At 44.9% G+C, this 14,873-nt stretch carries 11 protein-coding genes; 1 reads left to right on the top strand and 10 read right to left on the bottom strand.

All coding sequences use genetic code 11. The features are described 5' to 3' along the window. Positions 1–81: 81 nt before the first annotated feature. Positions 82–1,299 (bottom strand): RNA-guided endonuclease InsQ/TnpB family protein, encoded by a 1,218-nt coding sequence (locus OSC7112_RS06660; RefSeq protein ID WP_015175188.1) that lies wholly within the window; start codon positions 1,297–1,299, stop codon positions 82–84. Positions 1,300–1,446: 147 nt separating this feature from the next. Between OSC7112_RS06660 and OSC7112_RS06655 the strand changes: the two genes are divergently transcribed. Beyond that, a complete protein-coding gene (locus OSC7112_RS06655) occupies positions 1,447–1,911 on the top strand; it encodes an SRPBCC family protein (RefSeq protein ID WP_015175187.1) in 465 nt (154 codons plus the stop codon). Positions 1,912–2,044: 133 nt separating this feature from the next. Here OSC7112_RS06655 and OSC7112_RS06650 read toward each other — a convergent pair whose 3' ends face one another. The 9 genes from OSC7112_RS06650 to OSC7112_RS06610 form a co-directional block, all read right to left on the bottom strand. After that, positions 2,045–2,731 carry an alpha/beta hydrolase gene (locus tag OSC7112_RS06650; protein WP_015175186.1) on the bottom strand — a complete coding sequence of 229 codons (687 nt, stop codon included), beginning with the start codon at positions 2,729–2,731 and terminating at the stop codon, positions 2,045–2,047. Positions 2,732–3,036: 305 nt separating this feature from the next. Continuing rightward, on the bottom strand, positions 3,037–3,861 hold the full coding sequence (locus tag OSC7112_RS06645) for a SirB1 family protein (RefSeq protein WP_015175185.1): 825 nt from the start codon (positions 3,859–3,861) through the stop codon (positions 3,037–3,039). A gap of 267 nt (positions 3,862–4,128) precedes the next feature. Then, entirely contained in the window at positions 4,129–6,006 is a 1,878-nt protein-coding gene (gene mutL / locus OSC7112_RS06640) for a DNA mismatch repair endonuclease MutL (RefSeq protein WP_015175184.1), read from the bottom strand. 327 nt (positions 6,007–6,333) lie between these two features. After that, complete coding sequence (locus OSC7112_RS06635) at positions 6,334–7,443, bottom strand: ATP-binding protein (protein WP_015175183.1); 1,110 nt, start codon at positions 7,441–7,443, stop codon at positions 6,334–6,336. A gap of 394 nt (positions 7,444–7,837) precedes the next feature. Next, complete coding sequence (locus tag OSC7112_RS06630) at positions 7,838–8,956, bottom strand: RNA-guided endonuclease InsQ/TnpB family protein (RefSeq protein WP_015175182.1); 1,119 nt, start codon at positions 8,954–8,956, stop codon at positions 7,838–7,840. A 5-nt stretch (positions 8,957–8,961) separates the two neighbouring features. Continuing rightward, a complete protein-coding gene (ltrA, locus tag OSC7112_RS06625) occupies positions 8,962–10,662 on the bottom strand; it encodes a group II intron reverse transcriptase/maturase (RefSeq protein ID WP_015175181.1) in 1,701 nt (566 codons plus the stop codon). A gap of 845 nt (positions 10,663–11,507) precedes the next feature. Then, complete coding sequence (locus OSC7112_RS06620; protein ID WP_015175179.1) at positions 11,508–12,851, bottom strand: beta-ketoacyl synthase N-terminal-like domain-containing protein; 1,344 nt, start codon at positions 12,849–12,851, stop codon at positions 11,508–11,510. Positions 12,852–13,170: 319 nt separating this feature from the next. Further along, positions 13,171–13,962 (bottom strand): peptidylprolyl isomerase, encoded by a 792-nt coding sequence (locus OSC7112_RS06615; protein ID WP_015175178.1) that lies wholly within the window; start codon positions 13,960–13,962, stop codon positions 13,171–13,173. 315 nt (positions 13,963–14,277) lie between these two features. Beyond that, positions 14,278–14,844 carry a photosystem I assembly protein Ycf4 gene (locus tag OSC7112_RS06610; RefSeq protein ID WP_015175177.1) on the bottom strand — a complete coding sequence of 189 codons (567 nt, stop codon included), beginning with the start codon at positions 14,842–14,844 and terminating at the stop codon, positions 14,278–14,280. Positions 14,845–14,873: the final 29 nt, after the last annotated feature.

Here is a 14,873-nt window from a genome sequence, read left to right as displayed (position 1 = left end):
TTTCTCAGGTTAACGTCAGATTTGACAAGGAGAAGACGAAACTTTAATAATAGTTCCAAAAAATCTAGACATCGCCTAAATTTAATGTTTGTACACTTTTAACCGTACTGGGTTAACTACAAAACCCTCTATCGAATTAGGGATAAACCCATCTCCGACTGCTTTTTTGCCAATATTCAAATAACCGTTTACATCGGCATTTATGAATCGTCCTGTTTTGGTTTTGAACAATCCTCTTTTTACCCTACTGCCAATGTAGTCGGAATGTTGTTGAATTGGTTCCAAATCCAAAGCTGAACATTTGGAGGTGTAACTCTCCTCAACTAACACAACTTGAATTCCCGCAAGTTTTCCTTTATACTGCAACATTTGCAGAAACCGGCAATGGGGAATACAGGCAAAATTTTGATTTCTAATCTTACCAGTATTAATCCCATCTTTAAAATCATGGTTCCAGCCTATAACCAGCAATCCCATTTGATGATCGACGAGTTCTTTAATAATTGTACAACTCGTCCTCTGGAAGTAATAATCGACTTTACAGTTACGCTTGTGCCACAATTTGGCGATTTTTTTACTGTTTTTTTGCTGTGCGGGCAGCAATGATTTCAATGCCGATGAAACTTGATTGCAGTATTGGTTTGTTGACTTAACAGCCCGTCCGTCGTAGATTGTCGGTACTAACCCAGGAACATTGTAGGTTAATGTTGCCAGATTGTTTAATCCTAAATCTATGGCAGCTACTCTCTGATTAACTTGTAAAGGCTGTTCTAACTTTTCATAGAGCACCTCGACAACATAACCAGCTACTTTGGGAACAATCCGGATTTCCAGAATCGAGGTGACTTTTGAGGGCAACCAAATATTAGTCCCAGAGGGGCGAGCATATCCTTTTTTTAAGGCTCTTTTGCTGACAGCTTGACAATTAAATACAACTACAAAGCGCCTGTCCTGTCTTTTTCGCTCTCTGGAACCTTTACAATCAGGGATTTGCGGTGCTGCTTTAAATTTAGTTGGGTTTTCATGATAGTTTCGCACCGCTAGATAATAGCTAGTCCATGCTTTGAGGACTAAGCCGATCGTGCTTTGCGCTAATTTTGCGGGCAGTGCTTTGTAATCAGGACTTGTTTTGAGTGCGCGATCGACAGCCAGAGCTTTTGTTTGTTGGCTGGCGAAAAAGTTTTGACGGTAGATGTAGTTAGCGCTGTTGTAAAGGTTTTTGCACAGCCAAGACAGTCGATCGGCTTCTCGATAAAACCTATGATTTGGTTTAATGACGTGCCTTGCGACTAGCTGCATAATTGGTATATATACTTTAATTCAAGATGATACACTGTATTTATGAGTGTGTCAATCTTTTAATTTCTGGAAAAATTGACGTTACAAGTAAATAAATGACTATAAAGTAAGCAAAGTTTTGTAATACCCTCCTTGTTGCAGGTTCTCATGTCAATTCGTCAAGTTTTCGAGCAATCCATTGAAATTAGCGCTGCTGCTACTCTGGTGGAGCAGTGTATAGTCGATCGCACTTTAATGCACAAGTGGCTCAATCCCCTGCTGCGCTGCGATCCCCAGGGCGAATGGGATACTGCCGTAGGAAGTCGCAGCTTATTTATCATAAAAATTCCGGTTTTGCAACCCACTTTAGAGAGTGTTGTGTTGGAGCGACAACCCGGTTTAATTGTTTGGGGGTTTGACGGATTTTTCAAAGGATGCGATCGTTGGGAATGCCAGCCCCAAATCCAAGGAACTCTCTTGATTAACCGCTTTGAATTTCAAATTCCCAATCCTTTAATTAGATTTGGTTTCAATCGCTTTGCAGCCCCTTGGACGCAGAAAGATATGAAAGACCAACTCCGCCGACTCAAGCGGGTAGCCGAGCAATTATCTCAAAAAATGGGTAAGGGGTAATGAATCAGGGGTAATTGGGAACTTGTTCGATCGCGTAGCCGAAGTATTGGTAATTTATAAGAGCTCAAAACTCAGAGCTAATAGGAAAAAAAGCACCAATTTCCAATTCCCAATTCCCTGGAATTTCAGTTATTTACTTCGCACTTCCTGATGAACTGGGCTGACAAATCATTTGTCTGGCAGAATTCACCGCTTGACCGGCGGTATTTTGCAAAGCCGGGGAATTCTGATACAAAGCTTGCAAATCTTGCACGTCTTTAATCACTCGCTCGTAGATAGCCATAGCTTGATTTCCGTCAACTTCTAAAGCCGGAGGATTGTAATTTTGCATCACTTCTATCAGTGATATTTTGCCATCTTTGGAAGCTGCGACTAAAGCATCTCGCAGTGCCGGCGCGCTTTGAAGCCTAGTTGCCGGTGTATAAGCAACTTCCCCCAATTGTTTGAAAACAATTTCCCCAAAATAAGTGCTTGCCAGCCGCGCTACTAATTGGGAATCTAAAGCCACTTCTCGCGTTAATATTTCGCGCGCAGATTCGGGAGTTTGTTTCGCAATACTCAGAACGCTTTGCAGTTGAGATGATGCTTGGCCTGTTTGTGCAAAGCTTTGCAAGTCGCTCATCGGTAATGTTACGTCAACAGCACCGTATTTTACGGTAACATTGTCTAATGCAAAGGCTTTGCCGCTGCTGAGGAATACTGCACTTGTTCCCAGCAAAAGCGCCAAACCTAATGATAAAGACTTTGACATTCTTTTGGTTAAATGGGCTGACAGCGGTTGCATTCCGTTGAGATAACCTTGTTGAAACTGAAAGTTCATGAGTTTGTGCCTCTTTAGGTCAAAATACTTTTTAGATCGCTTGTCTGTGGGGGTATCAGTGCGGGTATCAGTCGGGAAAGTGGACTCGGAAGTTCGGTAAATGACCTATGATTTTACAGTCATGTCAAGCAAATTTAACCTATCACAAGATAGGTGTTAATTGACCATTAATATGTTATGATTAGCTGTTTGACAATTTTAGAGACCTTTGCAAAACTTATAAAAGCGAGATTTGGTCGTCGGACAGCAGTTGATTGAGTGTCGCTTTCACGTATTATAGTGTGCGACATATAGCGAATTTAAGTTCAAAGATCTCGATCGAGCCGATCGACCAATTGGCGAATTCTAGCAGCATCAGGAGCATTCGGAGCATTTCTCAGGTATAGTTCCAAGTCGTGGCGCGCTTCCACTAAGCGGCCAACTTGATAGTAGAGAATTCCGCGATCGCGCCGTTCACCCAGCGCATCAGGAAACAGCAGCAAAATCCGTTCGATCGCCAAGAGTACCCTCACAGCATCTCCCTGTTGCAAGTAAATCGCCTTGAGATTTCCCAGCATTCGCCCCAACAAATGCCGGCGACTTGCCGGGGCGAGAAAAGTCGGCTGCAACTCCATAGGTTGACCGTAAATTTGAGAAAGTCTGGCTTGACAATCTTCAGGAAACAATATCTCGCCGCCGTTAAACGCATCAACAAAAATACCAGCATCTTCAAAATCCGGTCTAATTAAAAAATGTCCCGGCATCCCAATTCCCACCATCGGAAAATCAATGCGCTTAGCAACTTCCAAATAAACCAAAGATAAAGATATCGGAATACCAGTACGCCGATCGATCACTTGATTCAAAAAGCTATTGCGGGGGTCGTAATAATCAACATCATTGCCCGCAAACTGCAACTCCCCGTATAAATAGGCGTTAATAGTTTGAATAATCCGCAGCGGATAATTCTGTGCCGGCAGGCGTGAGCGCACTTCATCTGCGATCGAGTCGAGAGAATTTAGATACTCCTCTGGCTCTAAATTTGGGTATTCTTCCAAGGCCATATAGAGGGCAGCTTTCGCCAGGTCTATCGAGCCATCTGGCTGATTTATTTCTCGATAAAATAGTTGTCGGGCGATCGGAAAATCCATATTTATGATTTATTTGATTTTAATAGACATTTTATACGAATATCCTGTTAAGCTGCTACCCATTTAAATTGAATCCAGAGACGGGCAAGATGCCCGTTCCGCAATAATTTTAGAAAAATTGACTTTCAAATTAGATGCACAACAGCTTACCCAAAAAAATATTAAAAACATCTCTCTTCTCTTCCTCTCTGCGTTCTCTGCGCCCTCTGCGGTTCAAAAAAAACAGTTCTGTATGTAACGCGCACCTTACAGCTTAACTTTTAACCTTCAAATCCCGTGACTTTTACCAATCACCCAACTGCGGCGAAAAATCCGAGCCAAAGTCGATTCTTCCAAAGCAAAATAGATAGGGCGGCCGTGAGGACAAGTGCGCGGATTGCGAGTTTGCTGCCATTCATCCAACAAATTTTGCATTTTGGAAAGACTCAAAGGAGTACCGTTTTTCATAGCAGTGCGGCAAGCAGTCGCAACTTGAGCCGCTTGCAAATCTGCGACTTTACTGAGTTCAAAAAGCGCATCCGCACAGTCATCTCGATCGGCTAACAATTCAGGAACTTCGCGGGCAGCCCATAGCTGTTCGCCAAAACTTTCTACTTCCAAACCCAAGCGGGATAAATTCTCAATTTGCAGTGGAGATAATTGACTGAGAATTACTGGTTTTTCCAGATATTTTAGCTGCCAAGCCGCGCACAATTGCTCGTATAAAACGCGCTCGTGAGCGATGTGTTGTTCCACCAACCACATTCCGCTGGAATGTTCGGCAACAATGTAAGTATTGTGAACTTGAGCGATCGCCCTCAATTCCATCAATCCTATTTGATTAGCTTTTTCCTGTTCGCAGCCTTCCTCATTCTGCCTAGCCGAAATCCCGACAGTGTAAGCACTTTTTTGTTCTGATGCCTTCAGCAATTTTCCCACTCGATCGGGAATTGGGGCAGGCGGCAAAACTTCATCGTTCAAATGCAAAGCGCGAGTAATTGCCGTGCTAACTTGTGCTTGCCAAAAACTCGGATCGTGCAGATAAATTTCTACTTTAGCCGGGTGGCGGTTCCAGTCGATTTCTGAGGGGGAGATGTGCAGGTGGACAAAACACACGGGATAGCGATCGCGCGGACAAGTGCGGGCAAAGGCGCTGAGAATAGTTTGCTCTAATTCGGGCGATCGCACAACTCGCCGATTTACCCCCACCTTCACCCAATCCGGCCGCCTGCGGTGACAGCGATCGGGCAAACCAATTACTAACTCCAAACGCTGGGAATTGGGCATTTGGAATTGGGAACTGGCAACGGGTAATTGGTAATTAGGCTTAACTGTAGCGCCCACAAGTTGAGTTTCTACCAATAAATTGGCTGCTTTCTGATTTTGAGGACTCGCAGGCAAATCTAACTTTAAATACTGCAAATCGCTCGATCGCACACCGCGCACGAATTGAGGTAAAAGTTGTTCCGCTGTGCTACCAGGAGTTACGTGCAAACAAGGCGTACTTCCTTGACGCAACTGCCAATTAACGCGCGGGTGACAAATAGCAATTTGCTGAAGGGTTAATTGGATCGATCGCATTTGCTGTGCGGGCGACAAAAAACTGCGGCGCACAGGCCAATTGCCAAATAAATTATCAACAGTCACCACCGTACCGGGAGCGATCGCCGCTGTTTCCACCTCCACAGCAACGCCCGCGTTATTGTAAACCACCCGCCAGCCCGATCGAGCATTTTCAACTCCCCCCTTGTTAAAGGATGATTTGGCGGGGGTTGGCGCCGACTCTCGATTTTCCGAAAAATCCCCCAATCCCAAATCATTCGATCGGCTCAAAACCTCCAAACAGCCCAACTGAGCTAAACTGTGCAAAGCTTCCCCGCGAAATCCCAAAGTATCAATTTTGTAAAGGTCAGCTTCAGTGGTAATTTTGCTCGTACTGTGAGGCGAAGCCGCCTGGCGCAAATTTTCCAGATCCATTCCCGTACCATTATCTGCAACTTGCACCCGCCACTGTTCCGGCCAGACAGAAACAACGATGCGAGTTGCGCCAGCATCCAGAGAATTTTCAACTAATTCTCGTACCGCAGCGGCGATCGAGTCGATCACTTCGCCGGCGGCAATTAAATTGATAACTTCTGTGGGTAAGGTTTGAATAGTAACTGGCATCAGATTTTTAGCAGTTCGTTAATTCAATTCTACTTGATTCTGCAAGTCGCTACACAGTATTAGGACTTACGCTCTTAAACCCGGTTTATTAGAAAAATATTGTTTGATAACAAGATATCTACGGGAGCATTTCATATTTGGAAAAATATTTCTTTGGGCAGCTTCCTTCTTTATCTTTCCTTCAGCCTCGCAGCAAGACATCCTCCTGCCTCACAACTCCAATTTATACTAGCTTAGCTGCTTTCATTGAGATGCTCCCATATCTACTCATCAACCAAGTCTCTGAGGCTTAGCGATAAAATCCTAAGTATATATTTTCCTACATACTTAATTTTGATCTGCTAAATCCATGATTTTCGGCAAGCGGATGTAAAAAGTTGTGCCTTTTCCGTCCTCTGACTCATAAGTAATTTTCCCTTTGTGAGCCTCAACGATCGACTTAACAATTGCCGTTCCCAACCCAGTACCAGTCCGTTTGCCGTAAGTCACGAACGGTTCAAATAACTTTTCCTTAATTGTCGTCGGAATACCTGGGCCGTTATCGTAAATGCTAATTTCTGCCCACTCCTCACTTTGTGTCACCGCAATCTCCACCCGACCCCCTCTTCCGCCAAAAGCCTCAACAGCATTCCCAACTAAATTTTGTAAAACGCGCAAAATCTTATTTTCATCCGCTTCCACTATTACTTCTGTCACCCGTACTGCTAAATCTACTTTTGCTGCTTCACAATACACTCTGTTCAACTTTTCAAACTGCTGCAACGTCTGAATTAGATTAACTGGTTTTTTATTTAATACAGAATTACCGCGCGAAAATTCTAATACTTCTTCAGCCATTCCCAGCATTCGATGAACTTGCAATTGAATCAGTTCGCACCACTCCTGAGTTTCCTCATCTGGGTGAATTTCTTTGAGCATTTCTGTGGAGAGTTTAATTCCGGTAAAAGGACTTTTGAAATCGTGAATAATTGTACTCACCATTTCTCCTACCAATACCATTTTTTGTTTGTGTATCAACTGGCTAACATATTGATCCGTGGTGTCCCGTAAATTTTTAGTAATGAAACTAAACATTTTCAGTACCGAACTGCCTTTAGCAACCTGGAGAGTTGTTATTAGTTCTTCACGACCTATTTTGGCCAAAGTCGAGCCTGCAACTGCCACAGCTCTAGCACTGCGCGGCTCTCCGTCTAAAACTCCGAGTTCGCCAAAATAATCGTCTGGCTTAGCGACAGCAACAGTTTGATATTTATGATTTTCAAGCCGCTTGCTAAACTCGACTTTACCTTCTAAAACTAGATATAAAAAATCCGCTATTTCTCCTTCTTCAAAAACGAGCATTTCCTCAGCAAAACTCTCCAAAACAGCTATTTGGCAAAGGTGAGCGGCTTGCTCTGGTTCAAAATAAGACATAAATCGATGAGATGCCAGATCCATGTGAAAATACCTGAGACTTAATTTAAACAGTTTCTTTCTTCTATTTTTGCCGATCGGCATCGGTGCGTTAAAAATATACAATACTGCTTTAATCTGGCTCTCTTTTCTAGCCTCCCAGGCTGTGACGCAAGGATCGGCGTCAGGATGCAGAGCCAGACTAGGACAGCAGCACCAGCAATCTCACCACAATTCTCAGTTAATTGACTAAAATACATAAATATTGTACTATTTCTGAGATTTAAATTGGATGTGGGGGGGGTCTGCGGCCACCTCAGAAGATTTTAACTGTAGAGAGATCGTTTGACACTCCTCGACCTGAAGGTACGAGGATTCTTGGATCGTCCAGTCGATTTGCTCATTAATGCTGCCATCAATGAGTAGAGATCATCTGTCCTCAAGCGTGAATTTCGATGTGTCCCACCGTATTTAAATTAAATTTCGCCTGTTTCAAACCTTTTGTTAAAATGTTTTTGGCGGCATTGTGGTCACGATCTAATATAGTACCGCATCCACAAATATGGGTTCGAGTTGACAGGGTTTTTTTGACTAAATTGCCACAATTTGAACACTCTTGCGAGGTGTATTGAGGTGCGACGGCACACATTGTTTTTCCGTACACTTTTCCCAAATACTCCAGCCACTGAGCAAATTGTGACCAAGCTGCATCGTTAATTGATTTGGCAAGCTTGTGGTTTTTCACCATATTCCGCGCTTGAAGGTTTTCGTAGGCTACAAAATCGTTAGATATTACCGCGCACAGCGCCGTTTTTACGGCGAAGTCTTTACGCTGCCTGCTGACCTTTAGGTGCTTTCTTCCTAACTTGTTAATTGCTTTTTTTCGGTTCTTAGAACCTTTCTTTTTTTGAGAAACTCGCTTTTGCAATCTCTTCAAAGCTTTTTCACTTTTTCGGAGATAGCGAGGATTGGCGACCGTTTCACCGTCGCTATCGGTATAAAAATGGTTGAGTCCAACATCGATTCCGATAGCTTTACCAGTCGGAACAAGTTCCTCTTTTCGCTCTACGTTGATGCAAATTTGTGCGTAGTATCCGTCGGCACGGCGTATAACTCTGATTCGTTTAATCTCGTCGGGTGCATAAAAATGCAAGTCTCGACTACCGATTAATTTGAACTTCCCGGCGGCAAAACCATCCTTAAACGTCAAGCATCTTTTGTCGTGAGAAAGTGCCCAGCCGGATTGTTTGTACTCAACGGCTCGGGTATGCTTTTTGAACTGTGGAAATCCCTTTTTTCCTGGTTTTTTAGCTTGGCAATTAGCAAAGAAACGTTGAATGGCAAAAATAGCACGTTCCGCCGAAGCTTGACGTGCTGTTGAGTTAAGCTTGCCTGCCCATTCAAACTCTTTCGCCATGAGGGCGCATTGTTTGTACAGGTCTACTAACTTAATTCCTTGATTGTCTATCCAATGTCTCAGAGTTTTATTGTCGGGTAGGAGAGCATACGTCGCCGCATCTCTCCCCCCTAAGAACCGTACTTGACACTTTCGCATCATACGGCTCAAGCCTCCAGAACCTCAGAACTTTTACCCGTATGTACGTGCTTGTGGCAGGTGAGGTGTAGGTGGACTAGGTTGTTTTCCCTATTAGTTCCCCCATCTTTCACTTGCATTTTGTGGTGGGTGTGTAGCTTTTCTCCATTGAACAGGTGTTCACCGCATACGGGGCATCTCCAGCTTTGGCTCTGGGCTACATTGAATAGCTTTGAACCTTTGGCAAAATATGTTTTTCCGTAGTTAGTTCTACGTTTTTCCCAGTATTCGGTAAGGTTGGGGTCATCAGGGGACGCCGTTCCTTTGATTTTGACGTGGCGGGTTATTGGTAAGTCTCCGAGTTTCGTTAGGATTAGGTTTTTCTTCCTCCCATTTCTGTCTTCAACTGCTGCATGAAAGTTCCATTTCCTGCCATTGACAGTGATGAAATACTTTCCTGCCACCCACTTCTTCCCCTTGTTTGGATGTCTGCTTAGTGACCATTTCCAGATTGCCTGAAAAATTTGGTGGTCAACATAGCTGAACACTTCGCTACTTACCCCGTGCTTATAGTAGTTTCCCCACCCCCTGATTCGGGGGTTTAGGTATTGGATAACTGCTTCCGGGCTGGCGTGTTTATTGGTTTTTAGCCATTCCCGAATTTCTCTAAGGAATAGTTTGACTTTTTCCTTTTGAGGTTTTACTAGACAGCTTTCCTGGAAGTGTCGGACATTAAATCCCAGAAAGTTGAATCCTTGTTCTATATGAACAATATTGGTTTTGTCCTCATTTAATTCCAGTCCTCTTGTCTTGAGGAGTTCCTTTACCGAGGGAATTATTTCCTCAATATCCTCTTTTGTTTCGGCGGTGATAATGAAGTCGTCAGCGTATCTGACAAATCCATATTTAGGCGCTCTAGGAGACTTGTTCTTCCCTTGCCTTTTCTTAAATTGACTTAGGAATTGTTCTATTCCGTCCAGCGCTATATTAGCTAAAAGGGGTGAGATTATCCCCCCTTGTGGTGTTCCGCTTTTCGTTTCGTGGAATATCTCAGATTCTACATAACCTGCTTTCAGCCACTGTTTAATTAACTCTCTGCCTGGTATTTCTCCAATAGTTTTGAGTATGAAGTTGTGGCTGATGTTGTCGAATGCGCCTTTGATATCTGCGTCTAATACCCACCTGTCATTCCCTTGTTTATTAAGGCGAATCCAAGAGTGTTCTATGGCATCATGACAGCTTCTACCTGGTCTGAAACCGTAGCTGCTACCCTCCATTCGGGCTTCCCAACTAGGTTCCAGTGCATTCTTGATTACTGCTTGTGCTATACGGTTTTTAACTGTTGGAATCCCTAATGGTCTTTGTTTTCCATTGGCTTTTGGAATATATACCCTTCTAGCGGGTTGAGCTTTCCACAGGGTGTAATCCTTCATTTCTTTGACGAGTTTTACTCTTTCGGAGGGGGTGGTTGCCGTCTGACCGTCTATGCCAGCCGTCTTTTTCCCCTCGTTTTCTTGAGTTACTCTCCGCACTGACAGTAGTAGGTTGGAGTAGCTACATATCATCAGTTTCATAAGGCTGCGAACCTTATTCCACTGTCCGTTCTGGGTTGCTCGATAAATTCTCCGTCTCAGGTTTTTAATCCGTCTATTCACAAGTTTCCAGTTGATGGATTCCCATGTTCTCAACGGTTCCTTCGTTCCGATGTCATTACTGACCCTATCTTTCACGTCGGTTCAATTCCTTTACTTTGATTTATCGCTGAAGACCTACCAGAAGTCTGCCACCTTTTGGTGAGAGGCAAATTTTGAACCCCTATCCAGGGCGTTACCCTTGGCTTTCGCTTTTTCTGGCATCCTTTACCCCCTCGGCAGTTCCGTCTTCCTTACGGTTGACCTACTTGGGCTTTCGACCTTACCCAAGAGCTAGTGGGGTTTACCGTGTTTCGTGTATGTGACCTGCGAGAGGTTCGGGTTCCATCTATACTCCGACAGGGGTTTTACTCCTTCATCGTTGATGTCCGAACTTCAACGACTTACCTGCTTGCCTTTTGGCATGGCGTATCAGCTCATTTCGCCATTGTCATTTCACGGAGCTTACGATGATTCACTTTCGTTAACCCTTACCTCCCTTTCCCTTGCCGGATATATCAAACGAGCTGTCCGTATTCCAGCTTTTGTGCCTTGCATTCCCTTAGTTTCATTACTTACTATCTCGGTAGGCGGGGTACTTGACCCTTTTACATGGGAATATGGGGAAGGAGTCCCATAGAGGAGACGGCTCCTCAGTCTTTAGTGCTGATGCACCTACACACGACTTTCACGTCGCACTCGCACAAATTGAGCCGTCCGAATCATGTCGTCGATGCTCCGATATTGCTCTGCTTTGCCCTTTAACTTGAACTCTAATACTATCATGGAAATAGTCTACCACTTTTACAGAAACTTTTATTTGCCAGCCTGTATCTTTAACGAATCTTCACAGTTTTTATTATAATTAAAGCCGTCCTACAAGGACGGGGCTTGAGACCCAATTTCTTGGTAATTTAAATGCCGATCGACCGAGTTTACAAAAATTAACGCTCCGCCGATAAAACGATCGCAGCATTCTGCCCGCCAAAGCCAAAACTTAAACAAACCGCATTTCTGACAATAGCCGATCGCGCACAGCGAACAAAGTCTAATTCAAACCCCGGTTTTTTCATTCCCGCGCAAGGCGGCAACATCTGATATTTAATACTCATCAAACAAAAAGCCACGCCCAAAGCTCCCGAAGCTCCCAAAGTATGACCCGTAGCCCCCTTAGTCGAACTAACAGCAACTCCTCGGTGAAATAACTTTTCAATTAACAGTGCTTCGTGTCGGTCATTTAACTCAGTTGCAGTACCGTGAGCATGAATAAAATCTATATCAATCGCCGCTAAATTGCTGCGTTTCAAACATTGATTTACCGCCGCGATCGCACTTTCTCCCCCCAGATCGGGCGCATTAGCATGACAAGCATCATTTGTCAAGCCAAAACCGGAAACTCGACCGTAGATTTTAGCACCGCGACGCCTTGCCAACTCGGCAGATTCTAATACAAATAAAGCCCCGCCTTCACCGAGTACAAAGCCTTCCCGATTTTCATCAAAGGGATAGCACCCAGTATTTGCCAAAGCACCCATCCGGCTAAACCCAGCCAGAGTCAGCGGTGTGATAGGCGCTTCCACAGCACCTGCGATCGCCCGCTGACACTCACCGGTGCGGATTAAATCAACAGCGCGGGCGATCGACTGTAGGCCCGTCGCACAAGCAGCCATCGGCGCCAGTACCGGCCCCGTCGAACCAATTGCCCTCGCCGCTGCGATCGCCCCCATGTGAGGCAAAAAATTCACAAATTGAGAATTGGGCATTGGGCATGGGGCATTGGGCATGGGGCATTGGGCATGGGGCATGGGGCATTGGGCATGGGGCATTGGGCATTGGGAATAGGTAACTGAGAATTCTCTTTCCTCTTCCTTCTTCCCTCTTCCTTCTTCCCTCTTCCTTCTTCCTTCTTCCCTCTTCCTTCTTCCCTCTTCCTTCTTCCTTCTATCCTTTACATCCGTTACATCTTGTACAACGCTCGTTGCCGAACTTCCTTCGCTTGCCAACAGTTCCAAATTTGCCTGGAATCCGCGGCTAGAACCGATCGCAATCCCGCAATCGGGCAAAGGCAAAGTCAAATTAGCATCTTGCACAGCATCTGCTAAAACCTGTCGAATTAAAGTTATTAAATCGACAGGTTTAGTGCCAATTAAAGCCAAAGGTTGCCGTTCAAGTTCTAAAAAAGGTTGATGTTGCCGAATTCCTGATTCCCCAGCCAACAATCTTTTCCAGCTACAATCCAGAGGGCCTAAAGCAGAAACCAGGCCAATTCCCGTAACAACAACATCCACATCTGCCCTCAGCTTCCCAAGTTTTTACTCATTAGTCATTAGTCATTAGTCATTAGTCATTAGTTATTGATGATTGGAACTAATTATTAACTACTAACCCACGACCAACGACTGATATCGTTTCCGGTTGCATCGGAATTATAAAATCGAGTCAACAGTCAACAGTCAACATTCAGTCAGTTTTTAGACTCAACAGTCAACAGTCAGCAGTCAGCAGTCAACAGTCAACAGTCAGCAGTCAACAGTCAACAGTCAACAGTCAACAGTCATCTCGATCGTGCAACCGGAATTGATATGACGAGTGACGACTGACTATTGACTACTGAACAGGCTTAAAATTTTCCAAACCCTGAGTAACAGTAGCCTTATCAATGCGATCGCCCGCTTCAATCTTATCAATCACATCCATGCCTTGCTTGACGTACCCAAAAACCGCATAGCTACCGTCCAAAAACGGTACATCGGTCAAAGTAAAGTAAAACTGAGAAGAAGCCGAATCAGGACTCTGCGATCGAGCCATAGCAACAGCCCCGCGAGTGTGCATCAACACGGGTTTCTCCTTAACCCCAGCTTCTTGTAGCGTCGCGCTGTAAGTCGGATTGGCAGCACCTTGAGCTTTAATTTCCAGAGGAATCCTGCGTTCTACAGTAGTTTTCGGGTCAATAAAACCGCCAGTTCCCAGTCGCGCTGTAGGAAATTTAGGGTCTTTGCCCTGGGGGTCGCCGCCCTGAACTACAAAAGGCTGAGGTTCCCGCACGACTCGGTGAAATACCAGCCCGTCGTAGACTCCTTTCTGAACCAAATCGACAAAATTGCCCGCAGTAATTGGCGCATTTGTGCCGTCGAGTTCGATCGTAATTGGAGAACCTTTAACCGTCATCACCACCGTTGCTTTTCCTTCCAAGCGTGGCAAATTGCTAAATTGCGAACTCGCCGCTACAGCAGCAGCAGCAGCAGAAGGAGACGGAGACAAAGAAATATTTTCACCTGACGCCGGATTCGATGTCGGAGTCGAGTTTGCCACAGGGGAACTACCGCATCCTGCGACAAACAACGCACCAATTATTAAAATTGAGAACAACCACCGCTGAATTTTGATTGGCATTTGCATTTGTATTTTCACTTTGAGTCAATTACGGACTTGGCAACTAAAGATGTTAATTCAATAGTCCCAACTGTTTTTAGATCGAGCGTCTAAAAACCGCGATTTTCCTGGGATAGCGAACTTGCCCGATCGCCTTGAAACCCTGATTCTACGGTTGGCAATCAAAAACTATCCGCAGTATTGTTCATTGATAGATTCAAAAATTGGTAACGGGCTTACTCGCAGATCGATCTTTTTCACTTACCGGGTAGGTAAGGTGCGCTGCAGCGCACCCTACGAGACATTACCCATCTAAAATCTCAAACCGCAAATCGAAAATCCCTAAAGTCCTTCTAGGGGAACTTGCAAAAATCGAGCCAATTCGGCCGCTTGATTTTCCACTTCCGACAAAGCAATCGGCTGTCCGACTCTAGTCAAGGGAAACTGACGGCGGTCTTTGAGCTTAAGATAAATACTGCGCCGGGGACTGAGACCTTCTTTAATGTCCACCCGCACAGATTGCACGTCTGATGTCTTGCAAGTAAAATCAAGCTTGCGGTTTTTGCCGGGAAAACCCCAGCGAAAGATCCGAATGTTGCCAGTTTGCCGATCGAACTCGTTGTAACCGCCGCCGAGATCCCAGAGAATAGTCAGCCACAGGTAAAGCGCCAACAGCACGCCGCAGACACCGTAGAAACTCATCGCAATGCCTTGGGGGATGAAAACGAGCTGAGTCGGGTCAGAAAAAGGCAGCAGGTTAACGTGCAAGTAGCTGGAAATGCCCGACAGCAGGAAACCAGTCCCTCCAATGCTGACCACCGTCGCCCACCAGTAATTGCTGAAGCGGCGGGAGCCCAAAACCGGGTAGCGCAGGACAGGATCGATCGAGGTCATTGTTTTTGCAGTCATAAAATTAAACAGCCTTAAAGCCAAATCTT

Origin of the sequence: Oscillatoria nigro-viridis PCC 7112, from assembly GCF_000317475.1 — a bacterium.
Classification (GTDB): domain Bacteria; phylum Cyanobacteriota; class Cyanobacteriia; order Cyanobacteriales; family Microcoleaceae; genus Microcoleus; species Microcoleus nigroviridis.
Note: the sequence above shows the minus strand (reverse complement) of the source record. Positions and strands in the feature narration are given on the sequence as shown.

Bases quoted from the DNA above. Each gene is read 5' to 3' on its own strand.
- OSC7112_RS06660 (WP_015175188.1), bottom strand. From the start codon at position 1,299: ATGCAGCTAGTCGCAAGGCACGTCATTAAACCAAATCATAGGTTTTAT.
- OSC7112_RS06655 (WP_015175187.1), top strand. From the start codon at position 1,447: ATGTCAATTCGTCAAGTTTTCGAGCAATCCATTGAAATTAGCGCTGCT.
- OSC7112_RS06650 (WP_015175186.1), bottom strand. From the start codon at position 2,731: ATGAACTTTCAGTTTCAACAAGGTTATCTCAACGGAATGCAACCGCTG.
- OSC7112_RS06645 (WP_015175185.1), bottom strand. From the start codon at position 3,861: ATGGATTTTCCGATCGCCCGACAACTATTTTATCGAGAAATAAATCAG.
- mutL (WP_015175184.1), bottom strand. From the start codon at position 6,006: ATGCCAGTTACTATTCAAACCTTACCCACAGAAGTTATCAATTTAATT.
- OSC7112_RS06635 (WP_015175183.1), bottom strand. From the start codon at position 7,443: ATGGATCTGGCATCTCATCGATTTATGTCTTATTTTGAACCAGAGCAA.
- OSC7112_RS06630 (WP_015175182.1), bottom strand. From the start codon at position 8,956: ATGATGCGAAAGTGTCAAGTACGGTTCTTAGGGGGGAGAGATGCGGCG.
- OSC7112_RS06615 (WP_015175178.1), bottom strand. From the start codon at position 13,962: ATGCAAATGCCAATCAAAATTCAGCGGTGGTTGTTCTCAATTTTAATA.
- OSC7112_RS06610 (WP_015175177.1), bottom strand. From the start codon at position 14,844: ATGACTGCAAAAACAATGACCTCGATCGATCCTGTCCTGCGCTACCCG.